The sequence below is a fragment of the Sphingomonas sp. AC435 genome (genome assembly GCF_979253005.1).
Window position 1 is genome coordinate 106,296 of the sequence record NZ_CEEDCJ010000009.1, and the last position, 14,906, is coordinate 121,201.

At 67.8% G+C, this 14,906-nt stretch carries 18 protein-coding genes and 1 tRNA gene; 2 read left to right on the forward strand and 17 right to left on the reverse strand.

Annotated elements, in window-relative coordinates; genetic code table 11:
- Positions 1-75: 75 nt before the first annotated feature.
- From map to AC0CH8_RS15840, 10 genes are all read right to left on the reverse strand, one after another.
- Positions 76-846, reverse strand: coding sequence for a type I methionyl aminopeptidase (map, locus tag AC0CH8_RS15795; RefSeq protein WP_465240723.1), 771 nt, complete (start codon positions 844-846; stop codon positions 76-78).
- A 59-nt stretch (positions 847-905) separates the two neighbouring features.
- Positions 906-1,376, reverse strand: a complete 471-nt coding sequence (locus tag AC0CH8_RS15800; RefSeq protein ID WP_465240724.1) for a DUF983 domain-containing protein — start codon at positions 1,374-1,376, stop codon at positions 906-908.
- 56 nt (positions 1,377-1,432) lie between these two features.
- Positions 1,433-2,188: an SDR family NAD(P)-dependent oxidoreductase gene (locus tag AC0CH8_RS15805; protein WP_465240725.1), complete on the reverse strand. Its 756-nt coding sequence runs from the start codon at positions 2,186-2,188 to the stop codon at positions 1,433-1,435.
- A gap of 26 nt (positions 2,189-2,214) precedes the next feature.
- On the reverse strand, positions 2,215-2,622 hold the full coding sequence (locus AC0CH8_RS15810) for a (R)-mandelonitrile lyase (RefSeq protein WP_204198904.1): 408 nt from the start codon (positions 2,620-2,622) through the stop codon (positions 2,215-2,217).
- Between the two features lie 208 nt (positions 2,623-2,830).
- Positions 2,831-3,289 carry an SRPBCC family protein gene (locus AC0CH8_RS15815; RefSeq protein ID WP_465240726.1) on the reverse strand — a complete coding sequence of 153 codons (459 nt, stop codon included), beginning with the start codon at positions 3,287-3,289 and terminating at the stop codon, positions 2,831-2,833.
- Positions 3,290-3,303: 14 nt separating this feature from the next.
- A complete protein-coding gene (locus AC0CH8_RS15820; RefSeq protein WP_465240727.1) occupies positions 3,304-4,500 on the reverse strand; it encodes an acetyl-CoA C-acyltransferase in 1,197 nt (398 codons plus the stop codon).
- Between the two features lie 212 nt (positions 4,501-4,712).
- Positions 4,713-5,447: a Crp/Fnr family transcriptional regulator gene (locus AC0CH8_RS15825; RefSeq protein ID WP_465240728.1), complete on the reverse strand. Its 735-nt coding sequence runs from the start codon at positions 5,445-5,447 to the stop codon at positions 4,713-4,715.
- A gap of 116 nt (positions 5,448-5,563) precedes the next feature.
- Positions 5,564-6,418, reverse strand: coding sequence for an oxygenase MpaB family protein (locus tag AC0CH8_RS15830; protein WP_465240729.1), 855 nt, complete (start codon positions 6,416-6,418; stop codon positions 5,564-5,566).
- Positions 6,419-6,444: 26 nt separating this feature from the next.
- The gene (dapF, locus tag AC0CH8_RS15835) at positions 6,445-7,386 is read right to left on the reverse strand and encodes a diaminopimelate epimerase (RefSeq protein WP_465240730.1); all 942 of its coding nucleotides are present in this window, start codon (positions 7,384-7,386) and stop codon (positions 6,445-6,447) included.
- Positions 7,387-7,451: 65 nt separating this feature from the next.
- A complete protein-coding gene (locus AC0CH8_RS15840) occupies positions 7,452-7,892 on the reverse strand; it encodes a DUF6456 domain-containing protein (protein ID WP_465240764.1) in 441 nt (146 codons plus the stop codon).
- Between the two features lie 171 nt (positions 7,893-8,063).
- Here AC0CH8_RS15840 and AC0CH8_RS15845 point away from each other — a divergent pair, with 171 nt between their 5' ends.
- Positions 8,064-8,771, forward strand: a complete 708-nt coding sequence (locus tag AC0CH8_RS15845; protein ID WP_465240731.1) for a YopT-type cysteine protease domain-containing protein — start codon at positions 8,064-8,066, stop codon at positions 8,769-8,771.
- Here AC0CH8_RS15845 and AC0CH8_RS15850 read toward each other — a convergent pair.
- From AC0CH8_RS15850 to AC0CH8_RS15880, 7 genes are all read right to left on the reverse strand, one after another.
- Positions 8,759-8,834, reverse strand: a tRNA-Val gene (locus AC0CH8_RS15850). The genes AC0CH8_RS15845 and AC0CH8_RS15850 overlap by 13 nt on opposite strands.
- A 27-nt stretch (positions 8,835-8,861) precedes the next feature.
- A complete protein-coding gene (locus tag AC0CH8_RS15855; protein ID WP_204198912.1) occupies positions 8,862-9,824 on the reverse strand; it encodes a winged helix DNA-binding protein in 963 nt (320 codons plus the stop codon).
- 2 nt (positions 9,825-9,826) lie between these two features.
- Entirely contained in the window at positions 9,827-11,260 is a 1,434-nt protein-coding gene (locus AC0CH8_RS15860; protein ID WP_204198913.1) for an NAD(P)(+) transhydrogenase (Re/Si-specific) subunit beta, read from the reverse strand.
- 21 nt (positions 11,261-11,281) lie between these two features.
- Positions 11,282-11,572, reverse strand: coding sequence for an NAD(P) transhydrogenase subunit alpha part 2 (locus tag AC0CH8_RS15865; RefSeq protein ID WP_055844357.1), 291 nt, complete (start codon positions 11,570-11,572; stop codon positions 11,282-11,284).
- Positions 11,573-11,645: 73 nt separating this feature from the next.
- Positions 11,646-11,873, reverse strand: coding sequence for an endonuclease domain-containing protein (locus AC0CH8_RS15870; protein WP_465240732.1), 228 nt, complete (start codon positions 11,871-11,873; stop codon positions 11,646-11,648).
- Positions 11,874-12,056: 183 nt separating this feature from the next.
- Positions 12,057-13,178 carry an NAD(P) transhydrogenase subunit alpha gene (locus AC0CH8_RS15875; RefSeq protein WP_465240733.1) on the reverse strand — a complete coding sequence of 374 codons (1,122 nt, stop codon included), beginning with the start codon at positions 13,176-13,178 and terminating at the stop codon, positions 12,057-12,059.
- 7 nt (positions 13,179-13,185) lie between these two features.
- Positions 13,186-13,311, reverse strand: a complete 126-nt coding sequence (locus tag AC0CH8_RS15880) for an aa3-type cytochrome c oxidase subunit IV (RefSeq protein ID WP_204198916.1) — start codon at positions 13,309-13,311, stop codon at positions 13,186-13,188.
- Positions 13,312-13,469: 158 nt separating this feature from the next.
- On the opposite strand from AC0CH8_RS15880, the gene AC0CH8_RS15885 reads away from it, so the two are divergent.
- Positions 13,470-14,885 (forward strand): sigma-54-dependent transcriptional regulator, encoded by a 1,416-nt coding sequence (locus AC0CH8_RS15885; protein WP_204198917.1) that lies wholly within the window; start codon positions 13,470-13,472, stop codon positions 14,883-14,885.
- Positions 14,886-14,906 lie beyond the last annotated feature (21 nt).

Sequence of the window (14,906 nt, forward strand, 5' to 3'; positions counted from 1 at the left end):
GAACCACGCCCGCCGTTTCGAAAATTAGCGATCAGACACCGTCCCACGTGCTCGTCGGCCCTCATAGTCAGCACCTCAATCCCGAACTGCGCGCTCGCCGGCCCGCAGCGTCAGCACCTCGACCCCGTCCTTGGTCACCGCCACCGTATGCTCGAACTGCGCCGACAGCTTCCCGTCCGCCGTCGTCACCGTCCATTCGTCGTCCCCGGTCACGACCTTGCGGCTGCCCTGATTCACCATCGGTTCGATCGTAAAGGTCATGCCCTCGCGCAGCATCGCGCCCGTGCCCGGCTTGCCGAAATTCATCACCTCCGGTGCTTCGTGCATGTCGCGGCCGATCCCGTGGCCGCAAAACTCGCGCACCACCGCATAGCCGGCCTTCTTCGCATGCCGGTCGATCGCCGCGCCGATGTCGCCCAGCCGCGCGCCCGGCCGCACCTGCGCGATCCCCTTCCACATCGCCTCCTGCGCCACTCTCACCAGTCGGCGCGCGGCGGGAGCGACCTCGCCGACCATATAGGTCTTGCTCGAATCGGTGATGAAGCCGTCCTTCTCCAGCGTGATGTCCAGATTGACGATGTCGCCGTTGCGGATGATCTCGTCCGCGCTCGGCACGCCGTGACAGACCACGCTGTTGATCGATGAATTCAGGACGTACGCGAAACCATACTGCCCCTTGCTGGCCGGCCGCGCGCCGAGATCGTCGGTGATGAACCGCTCGACCCGGTCGTTCACCGCCAGCGTCGACAGCCCCGCCAGTTCCAGCCCGTCGAGCATCGCGAATACCGACGCCAGCAACCGCCCGGATGCCCGCATCAGCGCCAGTTCGTCCGCGTTCTTCACCATGCCCCGTTCTTCACCAAGCCACCGTACCGAAACCCGAACCGGACCGCTACTGCCGCACGTTAATGGTCGAAATCGCTCCGCCCCGGTTCGGTCCCGTGCAGCTGCGACCACAGCGCGCCCGTCCCGTGTTCCTGCGCACGGTTGACGTATTGCGATGCGACCAGCCACCCCTTGATCGGGCGCAGCGGCAACAGCGTGCCGATCAGCATCACCGGCACCGACGTGAACAGATGCACCCACCATGCCGGATCGAACGCGACCTGGATCCACACGATGAAGAACGCGAGCGGAAACGCGACGATGCACAGCGAGAAGAAGGCGGGTCCGTCGTCGGGCGCGGCGAACCGGTAATCCAGCCCGCACGCGTCGCACCGGTCGGTCACCTTCAGCCACGACGCGAACATCCTGCCCTCGCCGCAGCGCGGACACAGCCCCTTCCATCCGCACCGCAGGATCCAGCGGAACTTGTCGCCGTCGGACGCGGCGGGAGTCGCAGCCGGCGGCGGCGACATGTCGGGATGCTCTGTCATCCCGCCCACATGGGCCCGCCGCCGCCCGGCGTCGATTGGACGGATTGTCCCAACCCCTATAGCGACCAGCCGCCATCGACGGCGATCGCCGCCCCGGTGACGAAGGCGCCCAGATCGGCACTCATCCACAACACCGCGTCGGCGATCTCCTCCGGCTTGCCCAGCCGCCCGACCGGTTCCAGATCGATCGCCTTCTGGATATCGCCGCCGGTGAAGCGATCCATCACCGGCGTCTCGATATTGCCCGGCAGCACCGCATTCACGCGGATGTTCGCCTTTGCGTAATCCAGCGCGGCGGACTTCGTCAGCCCGATGATCGCATGTTTCGACGCGGCATAGGACGCGCCGCCCGCGACGCCGCGCACGCCCGCGCCGGACGAGGTGTTGACGACCACGCCGCTACCCTGCCGCACCATCTGCGCCAGTTCGTATTTCATGCACACGAAGGTCCCGCGCAGGTTGATGTTCAGGATGCGATCCCATTCCTCCAGCGCGATCTCCGCCACCGGCGCGGCCTTGTTCTCGACGCCGGCATTATTGAACGCGACGTCGAGCCGCCCGAACGTCGCGACCACTTCAGCGATCGCAGCCTCCACCTGCTCCGGCTTCGCGACGTCGCAGGCGAGGACCAGCACCTCCGCACCGGTCGCCCGCACCGCCTCGGCGGTCGTGGCGAGTGCCTCTTCGGTAAGGTCGAGGATCGCGACGCGCGCGCCCTCTTGCGCGAAGGCGACGGCGGTGGCGCGGCCGATGCCGCTCGCGGCCCCGGTGACGAATGCCACCTTGCCGGTGAATCGTTGCCCTACGGACATGGCAATACCTTTAGATAATAGAGAAATCAGCCTTTGGGCTCGGCGAGGTAGTCGGCGTCGCTGACATGCTCCATCCAGGTGACGGGGGAGCCGTCGAGCGACTCCTGGATCGCCACGTGCGTCATCGCCGTCGTCGCCGTCGCCCCGTGCCAGTGGCGGCGGTTCGCCGGACACCAGAGCTGCTCGCCGGCGTGGAACTCGAACTTCGGTCCGCCCTCGATCTGGGTCCAGCCGACCCCCTCCGTCACGATCAGCGTCTGGCCCAGCGGATGACTATGCCACGCAGTCCGCGCGCCCGGTTCGAAGCGCACGATCGCGCCACTGACACGCGAGGGTTCGGGCCGCTGGAACTGCCCGGTGATAGTAACGCGGCCGGTAAAATACTCGGCCGGCCCCGCGACCGTCGCCATCTCGACCTTCGGTGGAATGTCCATCTGTCCAACTCCTCGTTTCCGTAGAGTGGGATATGGCGCGTGCACCAGCATGGAGTACCCGCCGCGCCGTCCACGCAACGATGAGCAACGCTCATCGTCGGGGCCAGGAATCGCAGTGGAACGGTCGCACGATCGGTCAGGCACGAACGCGCTCCCCCCGCGAGCGCCCCCCCTGTGGAGAGATCGCCCCGCAACCCGGCGCCTGACGCTATCTCGCGTCCGCCTCCGCCAGTTCGGCCAGCTGATCCGCCACCGTGCGCCAACCCTGTTCGAACCCCATCGCGCGGTGCTGCTCGCACGCCTCCGCGGTCCAGTGGCGCGCCGTCGCGGTGTAGCGCGTGCCGCCATCCTCCGCGGCCAGCTCGACGATCCCGACGATGAACGGCCCTTGCGGTCGCCACCCTGCCGCGAACGCATCCGTGAACACGAAGCGGACGCCCGGCGTCACCTCCAGGAACACACCCTCCTGCGGCATCGTCTCACCGTTCGGGCCATGCATCACCATCGCCGACCGCCCGCCCGCGCGCCATTCCTGCTCGACGATCTCGACCCGCCACGGTCGCGGGCACCAGTAATCGACCATCCGCTCCGTCGCGATCCGCCACACCGTGTCGACCGGCGCGGCGATGTGACGCGTCACGGACAGTTCCAGCGGCTCCGGCGTCATCCCATGCTCCTCCCTCAGACGATCTCGAACAGCCCGGCCGCGCCCATCCCACCCGCCGTACACATCGACACCACGACGTATCGCACACCGCGCTTGCGACCCTCGATCAGCACATGGCCCAGCAGCCGGCTGCCGGTCATGCCGAACGGATGCCCGATCGCGATCGCGCCGCCATTGACGTTATACAGCTCGGGATCGATGCCCAGCGTGTCGCGACAATACAGGCATTGCGACGCGAACGCCTCGTTCAGCTCCCACAGCCCGATGTCCGCAACCGACAATCCGGCCCGCTCCAGCAGCTTCGGGATCGCGAAGACCGGCCCGATGCCCATCTCCTCGGGCGCGCAGCCTGCCGCCTGAAAGCCGCGATACACGCCCAGGATCGGCAGCCCCTCCGCCTCCGCCGTCGCCCGGTCCATCACGATCTGCGCCGCCGCGCCGTCCGACAACTGGCTGGCGTTGCCCGCCGTGACGTGGCTGCCCGGCCCACTGAAATCGCCGCCCGGCCACACCGTTTTCAGGCCCGCCAGCGCCTCCGCAGTCGTGCCGGGCCGGATGCCCTCATCCTGCGTTACGGTGACCGTCTCGCTGCCGATCCGCGCGCCGCTCTTGTCGAACAGCGCCTTCTCGACCGTGATCGGCACGATCTCCTCCGCAAAGGCCCCGTTCGCCAGCCCCGCCGCCGCGCGCTGCTGGCTCTGCGCGGCGTAGGCGTCCTGCGCCTCCCGCGGGATGCCGTACCGTTCGGCGACGATCTCCGCCGTTTCGATCATCGGCACGTACGCGCCCGGCACGCGTTCGACGACGCTCTGGTTGACGTATCGCGGCGCGTCCTTTGTCACGGTCAGGCTGATCGACTCCATCCCGCCCGACAGCGCCACGTCGATGTCGCCCGCGATGATCGACCGCGCCGCCAGCGCCGCCGCCGTCAGCCCCGACCCGCATTTCCGGTCGAGCGTGAAGGCGGGCACGGTGATCGGCAGGCCGGCCGCGAACACCGCCATCCGCCCCGCATTCCCCCCTTGCGTCCCCCACTGATTCCCGACGCCCCAGAACACATCGTCGATCCGCGCCGGATCGATCCCGGCGCGTTCCACGGCGGCGGCCATGACATGCCCCGCCAGCACCGGTGCTTCGGTCGCGTTGAAGGCGCCGCGATAGGCTTTGCCGATCCCGGTCCGGGCGGTCGATACGATGACGGCTTCGCGCATGATGATCCTCTCGCCATCATGCTGCCGCGCCCGTCAGGCCGACGCAAGCCGATGGCGCGTTTTCGCCTGCCGTCATGCCGGGCTCGTCCCGGCATCCACCGGTCGGCAGGTGCAAACGCTCGCGGTGGGGAGCAATGCTGCCGCAGGGACATCCGGACCGGGCGGTCTTTGGCCGGGAACTATCCTGCTCGGCCCACGCCTCGCAAGCGCGCCTATTCAGCGCCGACCTGATCCAGATGCAGGTAGCGCGAGTTGAAATCGGCCACGTCGACGATCCGATCCCAGTCGATCAGGCGGATGTGTCGCCGGTCGCGCGCGATCAGTCCATCGACTTCCAGCGCCTTCAACGTGCGATTGACGTGCACGCTGGTCAGCCCGGTCGCATCGCCCAGTTGTTCCTGCGTCATCGGCAATTCATACTGGAGATGCCCGGCGATCCCGGCCGCCCGCGCGCGCAGCGTGAACTCGCACAGCAGGTGCGCCACGCGCGTTTTCGCATCGCGTCGACCCAGATTGGTGATCCATTCGCGATACACCGATCCCGCCACCAGAGCATCGACCCACAAGGCCTCGCCGATCGCCGGATGAGTCAGCGCCAGTTGCCGCAACCCTTCGCGGCTGACCTCCGCCGTCTCCAGCCGCGTCAGCGACTGGACGTTATGATCCGCGCATCGCAGGAACAGGTGCTGCACGTCGATGAAATCGCCCTGCATCTCCAGCGCCACGATCTGCCGCGCACCCTCCCGCGTCAGCTTCTGGCGATAGGCGATGCCGGAGATGATGAAGGCGCAGGTCGGGCGTGGCGGCTCGCCTTCGCGGACCAGATAGCTGCCGGCTTCGTACTGACGGTGCTGAACAACCATCGCCGCGACAGCCGTCCGATCGGCGGCGCTGAGCCGCGCCCGCATTTCCAGCTTCCGGACGACGATCGCGGCAACATCGGACACTGGCCTACTCCCTGGGGCGGGAGCGCAAGTCTGTCTCTGTCGCCTGAACCCAGCGCGTTAGCCGAACGCCGATTTGCGCTCGCTAACATGGTCCACGAGTGTAACGACAACATAGATCAAGAGGTCGGCTTCAACGCCCAGCGCAGGACGTGTCCGATGCCCGCTGCACCCACCCGGATGCCGGCCCCGGCCCGCGCCTGGGCCGGCGCATCCCAGCCATGCAGCCGCTTCGACCAACGCGGCAATAGATCGATGGCAGCCTTTAACATCAAGGTGTTAGCTGGTCCACCAATCATCCCGCCGACCGGCTGGTCCAGCAGTCGGCGCGCCACGTCGCGCGTGCGGTGATCGACGCGCAGGGCCGGTCGCATCCCTTCCAGATACGCCGCCAACATCGCCCGGCTGGTCGGAACATTTTCTGCACCCAACGCCTGAGCGATTTGCGCCATTTCGGAGATATAGGCGTCCTGCCGCGCCATCGGCATCGCCGGATCGCGATACGCCAGATGCGCGCGCAGGAAACACTCGACCTCCGCCGCATGGACCCAGGTCAGCAACGCCGGATCGTCCGCGGCATAGGGTCGGCCATCGGGCAGCGTCCCCACGACGTGCCGGTGGATGCCGCGCACGCGGGCGATCGACGCGTTCGCCGCCGCCGTCGATCCATAGGTGGTCACGGTCACGAACTGCGCCGTCCGCTTCAGCCGCCCCGCCATGCCGCGCCGAAAATCGCTATGATCCCAGACGCCTGCCAGCGCGCCGGGATGCAGCATCTGCATCAGCAGCGACGCCGTGCCGCCGATCAGCATGCTCGGAAAGTCGCCATGTACCGCCCACGTCGCCGATGCCGGACCGAACAGACCGTCGTCACCCTCGGGCCGCGACAGGTCGAGTTCGGTCGATCCGACCATCGCCCGCATCCGATCGCCCAGCACGGTGCGGACGCGTTCGCCCAGCGCCCGGTCTGTCAACGCCCATTCTTTCAACGCCCGTTCTTTCAATGCCACCGCGCCGCCGTCCGCTCTACGCCGTCCCATGCCGCGATTTCCGAGTCGTACCGGTCGGTCACCGTCAGTTCGCAGACATCGTCCGCACCGATCACGACCTCGCCGACCCACTCGAACGTAGCGTTGCCCGACAGCGTGACCATCGCGTCCTCGCCCGCCACCGCGCGGACCAGCCCGCCGCGGTTGAAGACGGTGACGGGCACGTCCCAGCCGATCCGCCCGGTCAGCCCCGCCGCATAGGTCGATGCCGCCATCGCGCTGCCGCAACTGTTGGTCAGGCCGACGCCGCGCTCGAACGTCCGCACGAACAGGCTGTCGCCGCGCACCTGCACGAAACTGACGTTCGCCCGCCGCGGCAACCAGTCGGGCGCGGCCTCGCAGATGTCGCCGATCGCCGACAGTTCCGCATCGTCGATCGTATCGACGAAGCTGACGAGGTGCGGATTGGGGATCGCCACCGCCGTGAACGCCCGCTCGCTGTTCAGCATCGGCACCGGCTGCTCGATCACCCGCGCCAGATCGCCGAGCGGCCACGCACTGGCATCCAGCGACGCAGGGCCGGCCCGCTCCGACACCGTGTAGACGCCCGGCGCGATGTCGCCGTCCCGCTCCGCCCACGCGGTCGAGCCGTTCAATTGCACGCCGCCGCCGTCGATCTCCAGCGCCTCGAACCCCATCCGCGCGACGCAGCGCAGTCCGTTCAGGCACGTCTCCGCTTCCGACCCATCGACGTTGAACATCCGGAACCCGATCGGCCGCTCCGCCGTGCCGGGGGTCATCAGCAACAGCCCGTCGCCGCCGACCGGTCCGACCCGATCCGCCAGCAGCCGCGCGACCCGCGCCCACTCGGCATCCGACAGCGCGATGTCCCGCGCGTCGATCATCGGGAAATCGTTGCCGGACCCGTGGCACTTTGTAATGGCGAACCGCATGCCTGCCTATCTAGGGGCGCGGGGCGGCGGATGCCACGCGGCGGATGCCCGCAACCGATCAAAGTTCAGCCGATCCGGTAATGGCTCGCCAGCCGGTCCAGCGCCATGGTCAGCACCAGCCGTCCCGACCGCGTCGGCCACCCCAGTTTCTTCTCCGCCGCCGGCAACGCCTCGCCCGCGCACACCACCCGCCACAGCACGTCGCACAGCCCCGGTCCCACGCCCGCGATCGCCGCATCGAACCGCCGTTTCGCCGCCAGTTGCGCGGTCGCCGGGTCCAGCCCGTCGCCCCCGCCGCCATCCACCCGCTCGCTCCACCGCATCGTCACCGACGGCGCCATCGCCGCCCGCTCGTGATCCATCCGCAACCGCTCCCCCGCCGCAACCTGGGCGCGCGTGACCAGCCCCCGCGCCGCCAGCCACGACAAGGGCGACTCGGCGACGTTCACCGCCACCCGCCTGCCCCCGACCGTCGCCGCCGTAATCTCCCGCCGTAGTTCCTGCATCACACCGTCCTTCGCTCTCGATGTGGCGGATGACATGATCCGGCTCCTGCAGGACAGCCGGTGCAGCAATTTTGATGGAGCTGCGTTCCGCCGCGACGATGCTGTCCAAATTGATTGACGAACGGGCGTGGCGACGCGATGCGTATCGTTCGGGATTCAAGGGGATCTGACATGCCGGATATGGACAAGTCTTGGAACAAGGTTCGGGACAAGCTGCCGGAATTCATCGCCCTTGCGCGCAAGTTCAACGCGACAGATATCGTACCTACCTCACAAGCCCTTATTCTTGCTGAACTTAGTCCGGATTCTGGTGGCTGGTGTTTCGGATTGTCGATGGCCTACATCATTGGCATGGCCCGCGGCGACAGCGCCGCGTCGATCATCGGCAACGGGTATCAGGCTGCCGGTTTCGCCGCCGGTAAAACCGATCAGACCCGCATCGGGCAGTGGACCGGCAACATCCGAAACTACCACAGTCGCCAGCACGCGGAATATCAGGTGTCGGAAGATGTCGGCCAGGCGGGTCTCATTACGTCCGAGTGGAATACCGAATATTCGGATTATTTCGGCCGGTTCGGGAAGGTCGCCAAGGGGCTGGTTTCGATCGGCACCGGCTACGCGCTCGTCAATTCTCCCAATCACTCGATGGCGGCGGCGGTCGGCCGGACCTTCAGCTTCTACGACCCCAATTTCGGCTCGGTGACGTTCACGACCGCGCAACAGTTTCAGGATTTCTTCGTCGCGTGGTTCGACAAGGATTTCATCCAGCGGTCGTACAAGGGCACCGCCGGCGGTGCGAAGAACGGCCCGCCCGCAAAGTCGCTGGTCATCAAGCTTTGCGTCTTTCAGGCGCAGCGGCAACGGTCTGGTGGGCGCTGACGGGCTCGAACCGCCGACCCTCTCGGTGTAAACGAGATGCTCTACCAACTGAGCTAAGCGCCCCCGGTGGGTCCGGGTGGACCAGTCCTGCTACGCGATCGGCAGGCCGGCTCGCCGGACCGCCGCCACATAGGCATGCATCCCCTGCCGCGCTTTTTCGGACAATGCAACAAAGGCGCGGCGGCGATCGCTCGGATCGGGTTCGCGCACCAGCAACCCGATCGCGGTCAGCTTCCCGATCCAGCGCAACGCCGTCGTCGACGCCACCGCGGACGCGATGCACAGGCTCGACACCGACACGCGTTCGCCCTCCAGATGCGCGGCATACAGGTCCAGCACCATGTCCCACGCCGGATCCTCGAACAGCCCCTCGCCCAGGAAACCGTCCCGCAATCGCCGCGCGCGGATGGTCTGGCGGACCAGCGCGGCCACCTCGGCGGCGTCGATCCCGGCCTGCTCCGCGCCCGGTTCGATGCCGAAGCCGTTGCGCCGGTCCGCGACCACGCTGGCATCGTTCCGCGGCGGCTCCACCCCGTTCGCGCGCGCATCACCCTCTCGCGCCAGTCGCGCGAGCAGGTCGGCGATCCGCGCGACCTCCTCGTTCAGACGCGCCAGCGGCGACGGCTCGCCCTCGCGGACGTGGTCGCGGAGCATCGGGTCGCCCAGCCGCCCCGCCGCCGCCGCAACCGCCGCCAGCCGGTCGAACGCGTCCGGCTCCACCAGCAGCGCCTGATCCCGCGTCAGCAGCAGCGCCGCAACGAGATCGATCTGCGCGGTGCCCAGCGCCACCACCAGCGGCAGGCCCAGCGCGGTCGCCACCGCATCGATCCGCGGCAGCGTACCGAGCAGCACCGCCTCCTGAACCCCCTCCGCCTCGACCAGCAGCATCGGCCGCCCGGCATGCCGCCCCAGTTCCACCGCCAGGACATCCCAGCCCAGCGTCGCGAGCATCCGCCCGCCGCACCGCGTCACCGCCGCCTCGTAGCCGCGATCGGAATCCCCGATCGCCAGCGCCGCGAAGCTGGCGGGCGCGGCGCCCCACCCGGTTGCCACGGTCAGCCGATCGCCTTGACGATCTCTTCGACCATCTTCTTCGCATCGGCGAGCAGCATCATCGTATTGTCCATGTAGAACACGTCGTTGTCGACGCCGGCATAGCCGACCCCGCCCATGCTGCGCTTGATGAACAGCACCGTCTTCGCCTTCTCCACGTCCAGCACCGGCATGCCGTAGATCGGCGACGTCTTGTCGGTCTTGGCGGCGGGATTGGTCACGTCGTTCGCGCCGATCACGAACGCGACGTCGGTCTGCGCGAATTCGGAGTTGATGTCCTCCAGCTCGAACACCTCGTCATACGGCACGTTCGCCTCCGCCAGCAGCACGTTCATATGCCCCGGCATCCGCCCCGCGACCGGATGGATCGCGTATTTCACGCGCACCCCGTGCTCTTTGAGCTTATCGCCCATTTCGCGAAGCACATGCTGCGCCTGCGCCACGGCCATGCCGTATCCCGGCACGATGATGACCTGTTCGGCCTGTTGCATCAGGAACGCCGCATCCTCCGCCGATCCGCGTTTCCACGGGCGGTCGACCTTGTCGCCGCCGCCGCTCGTGTCCGCCACCGCGCCGAAGCCGCCGGCGATCACGCTGATGAAGCTCCGGTTCATGGCCCGGCACATGATATAGCTCAGGATCGCGCCCGACGATCCGACCAGCGCCCCGGTGATGATCATCGCCGTGTTGCCCAGCGTGAAGCCCATCGCCGCCGCCGCCCAGCCCGAATAGCTGTTCAGCATCGACACCACGACGGGCATGTCCGCGCCGCCGATCGGGATGATGAGCAGGAACCCGATCGCGAACGACAACAGGGTCACGGTCCAGAACACCCACGGCGCCTGATCCTGCGTGAAATACATGACGAGCCCGACGATCGACCCCAGCACGCCCAGGTTCAGCATGTGCCGCCCTGGTAACAGGATCGGCTTGCCGCCCATGTTGCCGTTCAGCTTCAGGAACGCGATGATCGACCCCGAAAACGTGATCGCACCGATGGCCACGCCCAGCCCCAGCTCGATCCGGCTGGCGGGATGGATGACGGCGAAGGGCTCGCCGATCATCGGCACGACCAGTTCGGCGATTCCGAATGCGGTCGGGTTCAGATACGCCGCCACGCCGACCAGCACCGCCGCCAGCCCGACCAGCGAGTGGAACGCCGCGACCAGCTGCGGCATCGCGGTCATCGCGATCCGGCGCGCGATGACGAAGCCGATCCCGCCGCCCACCGCGATCGCGACGAGGATCTCCGGCAGGCTGGCGATCTCGTGCGTCACCAGCGTCGTCACGACGGCGATGCCCATGCCGATCATACCCAGCCGGTTGCCCCGCTGGCTGGTCGCCGGGCTCGACAATCCCCTGAGCGCGAGGATGAAGCACACCCCCGCCGCGAGATAGGCGAGCGCCACCCACGGATTTACGGCGACTTCATGCATGGCGGCCCCCTCTCGCCCCCGTCACGCGGACGGACGCTCTTTTTTCTTGTACATCGCCAGCATCCGCGCGGTGACCGCGAAGCCGCCGAAGATATTGACGCTCGCCAGCACCACCGCCCCCAGCCCCAGCCACTTCGCCACCGGCGACCCGGCCGCGGCCGACGCGACCAGCGCGCCGACGATGATGACGGACGAGATGGCGTTGGTCACCGCCATCAACGGCGTGTGCAACGCCGGCGTCACCGACCACACGACGTAATAGCCGACGAAACACGCCATGACGAAGATCGACAGGATCGCGATGAAGGTCATGATCGGCGCTGCTCCATGGAACGGACGATGGCGGTGACGACGCTCTCGAGATCGGCAAGGACATCCCTGGCGGTCAACCGTGCCACCCTGATGCCGCGTTGCGCAAACCCAGTGTCGCGATCAGCGTCGCGCTTCGGTCGATCGCCGCGAGTATGCGATCCCCGTCCACCTCGACGATCAGCCGCGCTTCATGACAATAGAAGTCGGCGACATAGGGCCCGGAAGGATGCTGCCGCCGGAACTTCCATCCGCCCGGTCGCGCGCGCAGGGCCTGCAACAGCAGCACCTCGGGCAACGACATGTCCGATCGCAACACTCGCGCCCTTTGGCTGGTCAATACCGTCCCTTGCAACATCTCAAGTCCTCCCCTGCAAGGGGAGGTGGCAGGCCGCAGGCCTGACGGAGGGGTGACGCGTTCTCCGGAGAGGCCGACACCCCTCCGTCGCGCCGTAGCGCGCCACCTCCCCTTGCAGGGGAGGAACAGTCACGAGAGCAACCTCGAATGCACCACCGCGCCGCCCTGCGTCAGGCGGATCGCGTCGCCGATCTCCGCGTCCAGCACCGGCCGGCCGGCCTCCTTGTCCCAGAATGCGCTCAGGAAATTGTACAGGTTGCGGCTGAACAGCGCCGACGAGTCCGCCGCCAGCCGGCTCGGTACGTTACGGTGGCCGACGATCCTGACGCCGTGGCGCACCACGACTTCGCCCGGCCGCGATCCCTCGACGTTGCCGCCCTGCTCCACCGCCAGATCGACGATCACGCTGCCCGGTCGCATCGTCGCGACCTGCGTGTCGGTAATCAGGCGTGGTGCGGCGCGGCCGGGGATCAGCGCGGTGGTGATGACGATGTCCTGCTTGGCGATATGACCGGACACCAGCTCCGCCTGCGCTGCCTGATATTCCGGGCTCATCTCGCCGGCATAGCCGCCTGCGCCCTCGCCCTCGATTCCGGCGACCTTCTCGACGAAGATCGGCTTGGCGCCCAGCGACTGGATCTGCTCCTTCGTCGCGGAGCGCACGTCGGTCGCCGACACCTGCGCACCCAGCCGCCGCGCGGTCGCGATCGCCTGAAGCCCGGCGACGCCGACCCCCATCACGAAGCATTTCGCCGCGCTGACCGTGCCCGCCGCCGTCATCATCATCGGAAAGGCGCGGCCATATTCCGCCGCCGCGTCCAGCACCGCCTTGTACCCGGACAGGTTCGACTGCGACGACAATATGTCCATCGACTGCGCGCGCGTGATGCGCGGCATCCATTCCATTGCCAGCGCCTCGATCCCGGCCGCGGCATAGCCGTCGATCCGCGCCCGCTCCGCCACGGGGTTCAGCGACGCGACCAACCACGCGCCCGGCGTGGCCCCGGTCAGCGTGGATGCGTCCGGCCCCTGCACGCCCAGCACGATGTCCGCACCGGCCAACGTCGCCGCGCGGTCGCCCACGCTCGCACCCGCATCGGCATAGCCGCCGTCCGCAAAGCCCGCCGCTTCGCCCGCTCCCGACTCGACCGCAACGGTCGCGCCCAGGGCGGCGAACTTCTTCGCGGTTTCGGGCGTCGCGGCGACGCGTTTTTCGCCGTCCGCAGTTTCCTTGAGGACGGCAATCTTCATGACCGGATCAGGCCGCGATCAGCCAGATGACGATCGCGACGATGATCGCGACGCCGACGGAGCCCCACTTCATCATGCCGATCATCCGATCATAGCTGGCGACGTGCGCGTTCAAGTCGGTGTTGCCGGCCATAGTACCTCTACCCAAGTCCCGAAGAAGGATGTTTCGAATTCGGACCCTAATCACGCGATCCGTTACCCTCAAGCCCCTTGACGTGCCCATTCCGGACTTAAGCCCGCCTTTACCCGTCAAGGACTATGCCGCGTACCGAACGGGGACGGACGACACGCATGACGCGAAATGGGCAGCGACTGCTTCTGCTGATCGATGACGAGCCGGCCCAGCGCCGGCTGGTGTCGGCGCTCGCCGCCCGCGCGGGGTGGCGCTCGGTCTTCGCCAGCGATGCGGAGATGGCGATCGCCACGCTGGGGACTCAGGACGGGATGCAGTTGGACGCGATCCTGCTGGATCACTGGGGCACCGATGCGGAATCCGACGCGCTGCTCGCCGAATTGCGGTCGCGCCGTCCCGCCCTGCCGATCCTGGTGCTGACCGCGAACGGGTCGGTCGCGCATGCCGTCGCAGCGATGCGCGCCGGCGCGACCGACTTCCTCGTCAAGCCGCTCGCCCCCGAACGGCTGCTCGCCGCGCTCGACACCGCGGTCGGCGGCACCACCGCGGGCGAATTGCGCCCGCTGACCGAGAAGATTCCGGCGCTGCTCGCCTTCGACGAGATCGTCGGGTCCGCACCCGATTTCCGCACCGCCTTGGCGATCGCCGCCAAGGCCGCGCGCGCCCGCGTGCCCGTGTTGCTGGAAGGCGAAAGCGGCGTCGGCAAGGAGGTCGTGGCGGAGGCGATCCACGCCGCGTCGCCGCGCGCGAAGAAGCCGCTCGTCGCGGTCAATTGCGGCGCGATTCCCGCCAACCTCGTGGAATCGGAGCTGTTCGGTCACGAGAAGGGCGCGTTCACCGGCGCCTTCGAACGCAAGATCGGGCGTTTCCAGGAAGCGGACGGCGGCACGCTGCTGCTCGACGAGGTCGGCGAGATGCCACTGGAGGCGCAGGTCAAGCTGCTCCGCGTCCTTCAGACGGGAGAGGTCCAGCCGCTCGGCAGCCGCCACCCGCGCGAGGTCGATGTGCGCGTCATCGCCGCGACCAACCGCCGCCTGATCGACGAGGTCGAGGCGGGGCGCTTCCGCGAGGACCTCTATTACCGCCTCAACGTCGTGCAGGTGACGATCCCGCCCCTGCGCGAACGCACCGGCGACATTCCGGCCCTCGCCCGCCATCTGCTCGCGCGGATCGCCAAGCAACCCGGTCTGCGCCCGCTCGGCATCACCGACGACGCGCTGCAACTGCTCGGCGATTACGAATGGCCGGGCAATGTCCGCCAGCTTCAGAACGCGCTCTTCCGCGCCGCCATCCTCTGCGAGGGCGACGCGCTGACCAGCGCCGACTTCCCACAGATCGCCGCGATGGGCCGTCGCGGCAGCGCGATGCGGACTGCGCCGGAGGGGGGCGGCGTCACCCTCTTCTATCCCGACGGCAACATGCGCCCGCTCGAGGATATCGAGGCCGACGTGATCCGGCTGGCGATCGGCCACTATCGCGGCCGGATGACGGAGGTCGCGCGTCGCCTCGGGATCGGCCGCTCGACGCTGTACCGCAAGCTCGGCGAGCTCGGGATCGACAACGCCGCGGCCTGATCGCCGGCTTTTCCGTCGCCA

What these genes read in the sequence shown, in the direction of transcription:
- map (WP_465240723.1), bottom strand. Translation starts at nt 846, where the DNA reads ATGGTGAAGAACGCGGACGAACTGGCGCTGATGCGGGCATCCGGGCGG.
- AC0CH8_RS15800 (WP_465240724.1), bottom strand. Translation starts at nt 1,376, where the DNA reads ATGACAGAGCATCCCGACATGTCGCCGCCGCCGGCTGCGACTCCCGCC.
- AC0CH8_RS15805 (WP_465240725.1), bottom strand. Translation starts at nt 2,188, where the DNA reads ATGTCCGTAGGGCAACGATTCACCGGCAAGGTGGCATTCGTCACCGGG.
- AC0CH8_RS15810 (WP_204198904.1), bottom strand. Translation starts at nt 2,622, where the DNA reads ATGGACATTCCACCGAAGGTCGAGATGGCGACGGTCGCGGGGCCGGCC.
- AC0CH8_RS15815 (WP_465240726.1), bottom strand. Translation starts at nt 3,289, where the DNA reads ATGACGCCGGAGCCGCTGGAACTGTCCGTGACGCGTCACATCGCCGCG.
- AC0CH8_RS15820 (WP_465240727.1), bottom strand. Translation starts at nt 4,500, where the DNA reads ATGCGCGAAGCCGTCATCGTATCGACCGCCCGGACCGGGATCGGCAAA.
- dapF (WP_465240730.1), bottom strand. Translation starts at nt 7,386, where the DNA reads ATGCGGTTCGCCATTACAAAGTGCCACGGGTCCGGCAACGATTTCCCG.
- AC0CH8_RS15840 (WP_465240764.1), bottom strand. Translation starts at nt 7,892, where the DNA reads ATGCAGGAACTACGGCGGGAGATTACGGCGGCGACGGTCGGGGGCAGG.
- AC0CH8_RS15845 (WP_465240731.1), top strand. Translation starts at nt 8,064, where the DNA reads ATGCCGGATATGGACAAGTCTTGGAACAAGGTTCGGGACAAGCTGCCG.
- AC0CH8_RS15860 (WP_204198913.1), bottom strand. Translation starts at nt 11,260, where the DNA reads ATGCATGAAGTCGCCGTAAATCCGTGGGTGGCGCTCGCCTATCTCGCG.
- AC0CH8_RS15865 (WP_055844357.1), bottom strand. Translation starts at nt 11,572, where the DNA reads ATGACCTTCATCGCGATCCTGTCGATCTTCGTCATGGCGTGTTTCGTC.
- AC0CH8_RS15870 (WP_465240732.1), bottom strand. Translation starts at nt 11,873, where the DNA reads ATGTCGTTGCCCGAGGTGCTGCTGTTGCAGGCCCTGCGCGCGCGACCG.
- AC0CH8_RS15875 (WP_465240733.1), bottom strand. Translation starts at nt 13,178, where the DNA reads ATGAAGATTGCCGTCCTCAAGGAAACTGCGGACGGCGAAAAACGCGTC.
- AC0CH8_RS15880 (WP_204198916.1), bottom strand. Translation starts at nt 13,311, where the DNA reads ATGGCCGGCAACACCGACTTGAACGCGCACGTCGCCAGCTATGATCGG.
- AC0CH8_RS15885 (WP_204198917.1), top strand. Translation starts at nt 13,470, where the DNA reads ATGACGCGAAATGGGCAGCGACTGCTTCTGCTGATCGATGACGAGCCG.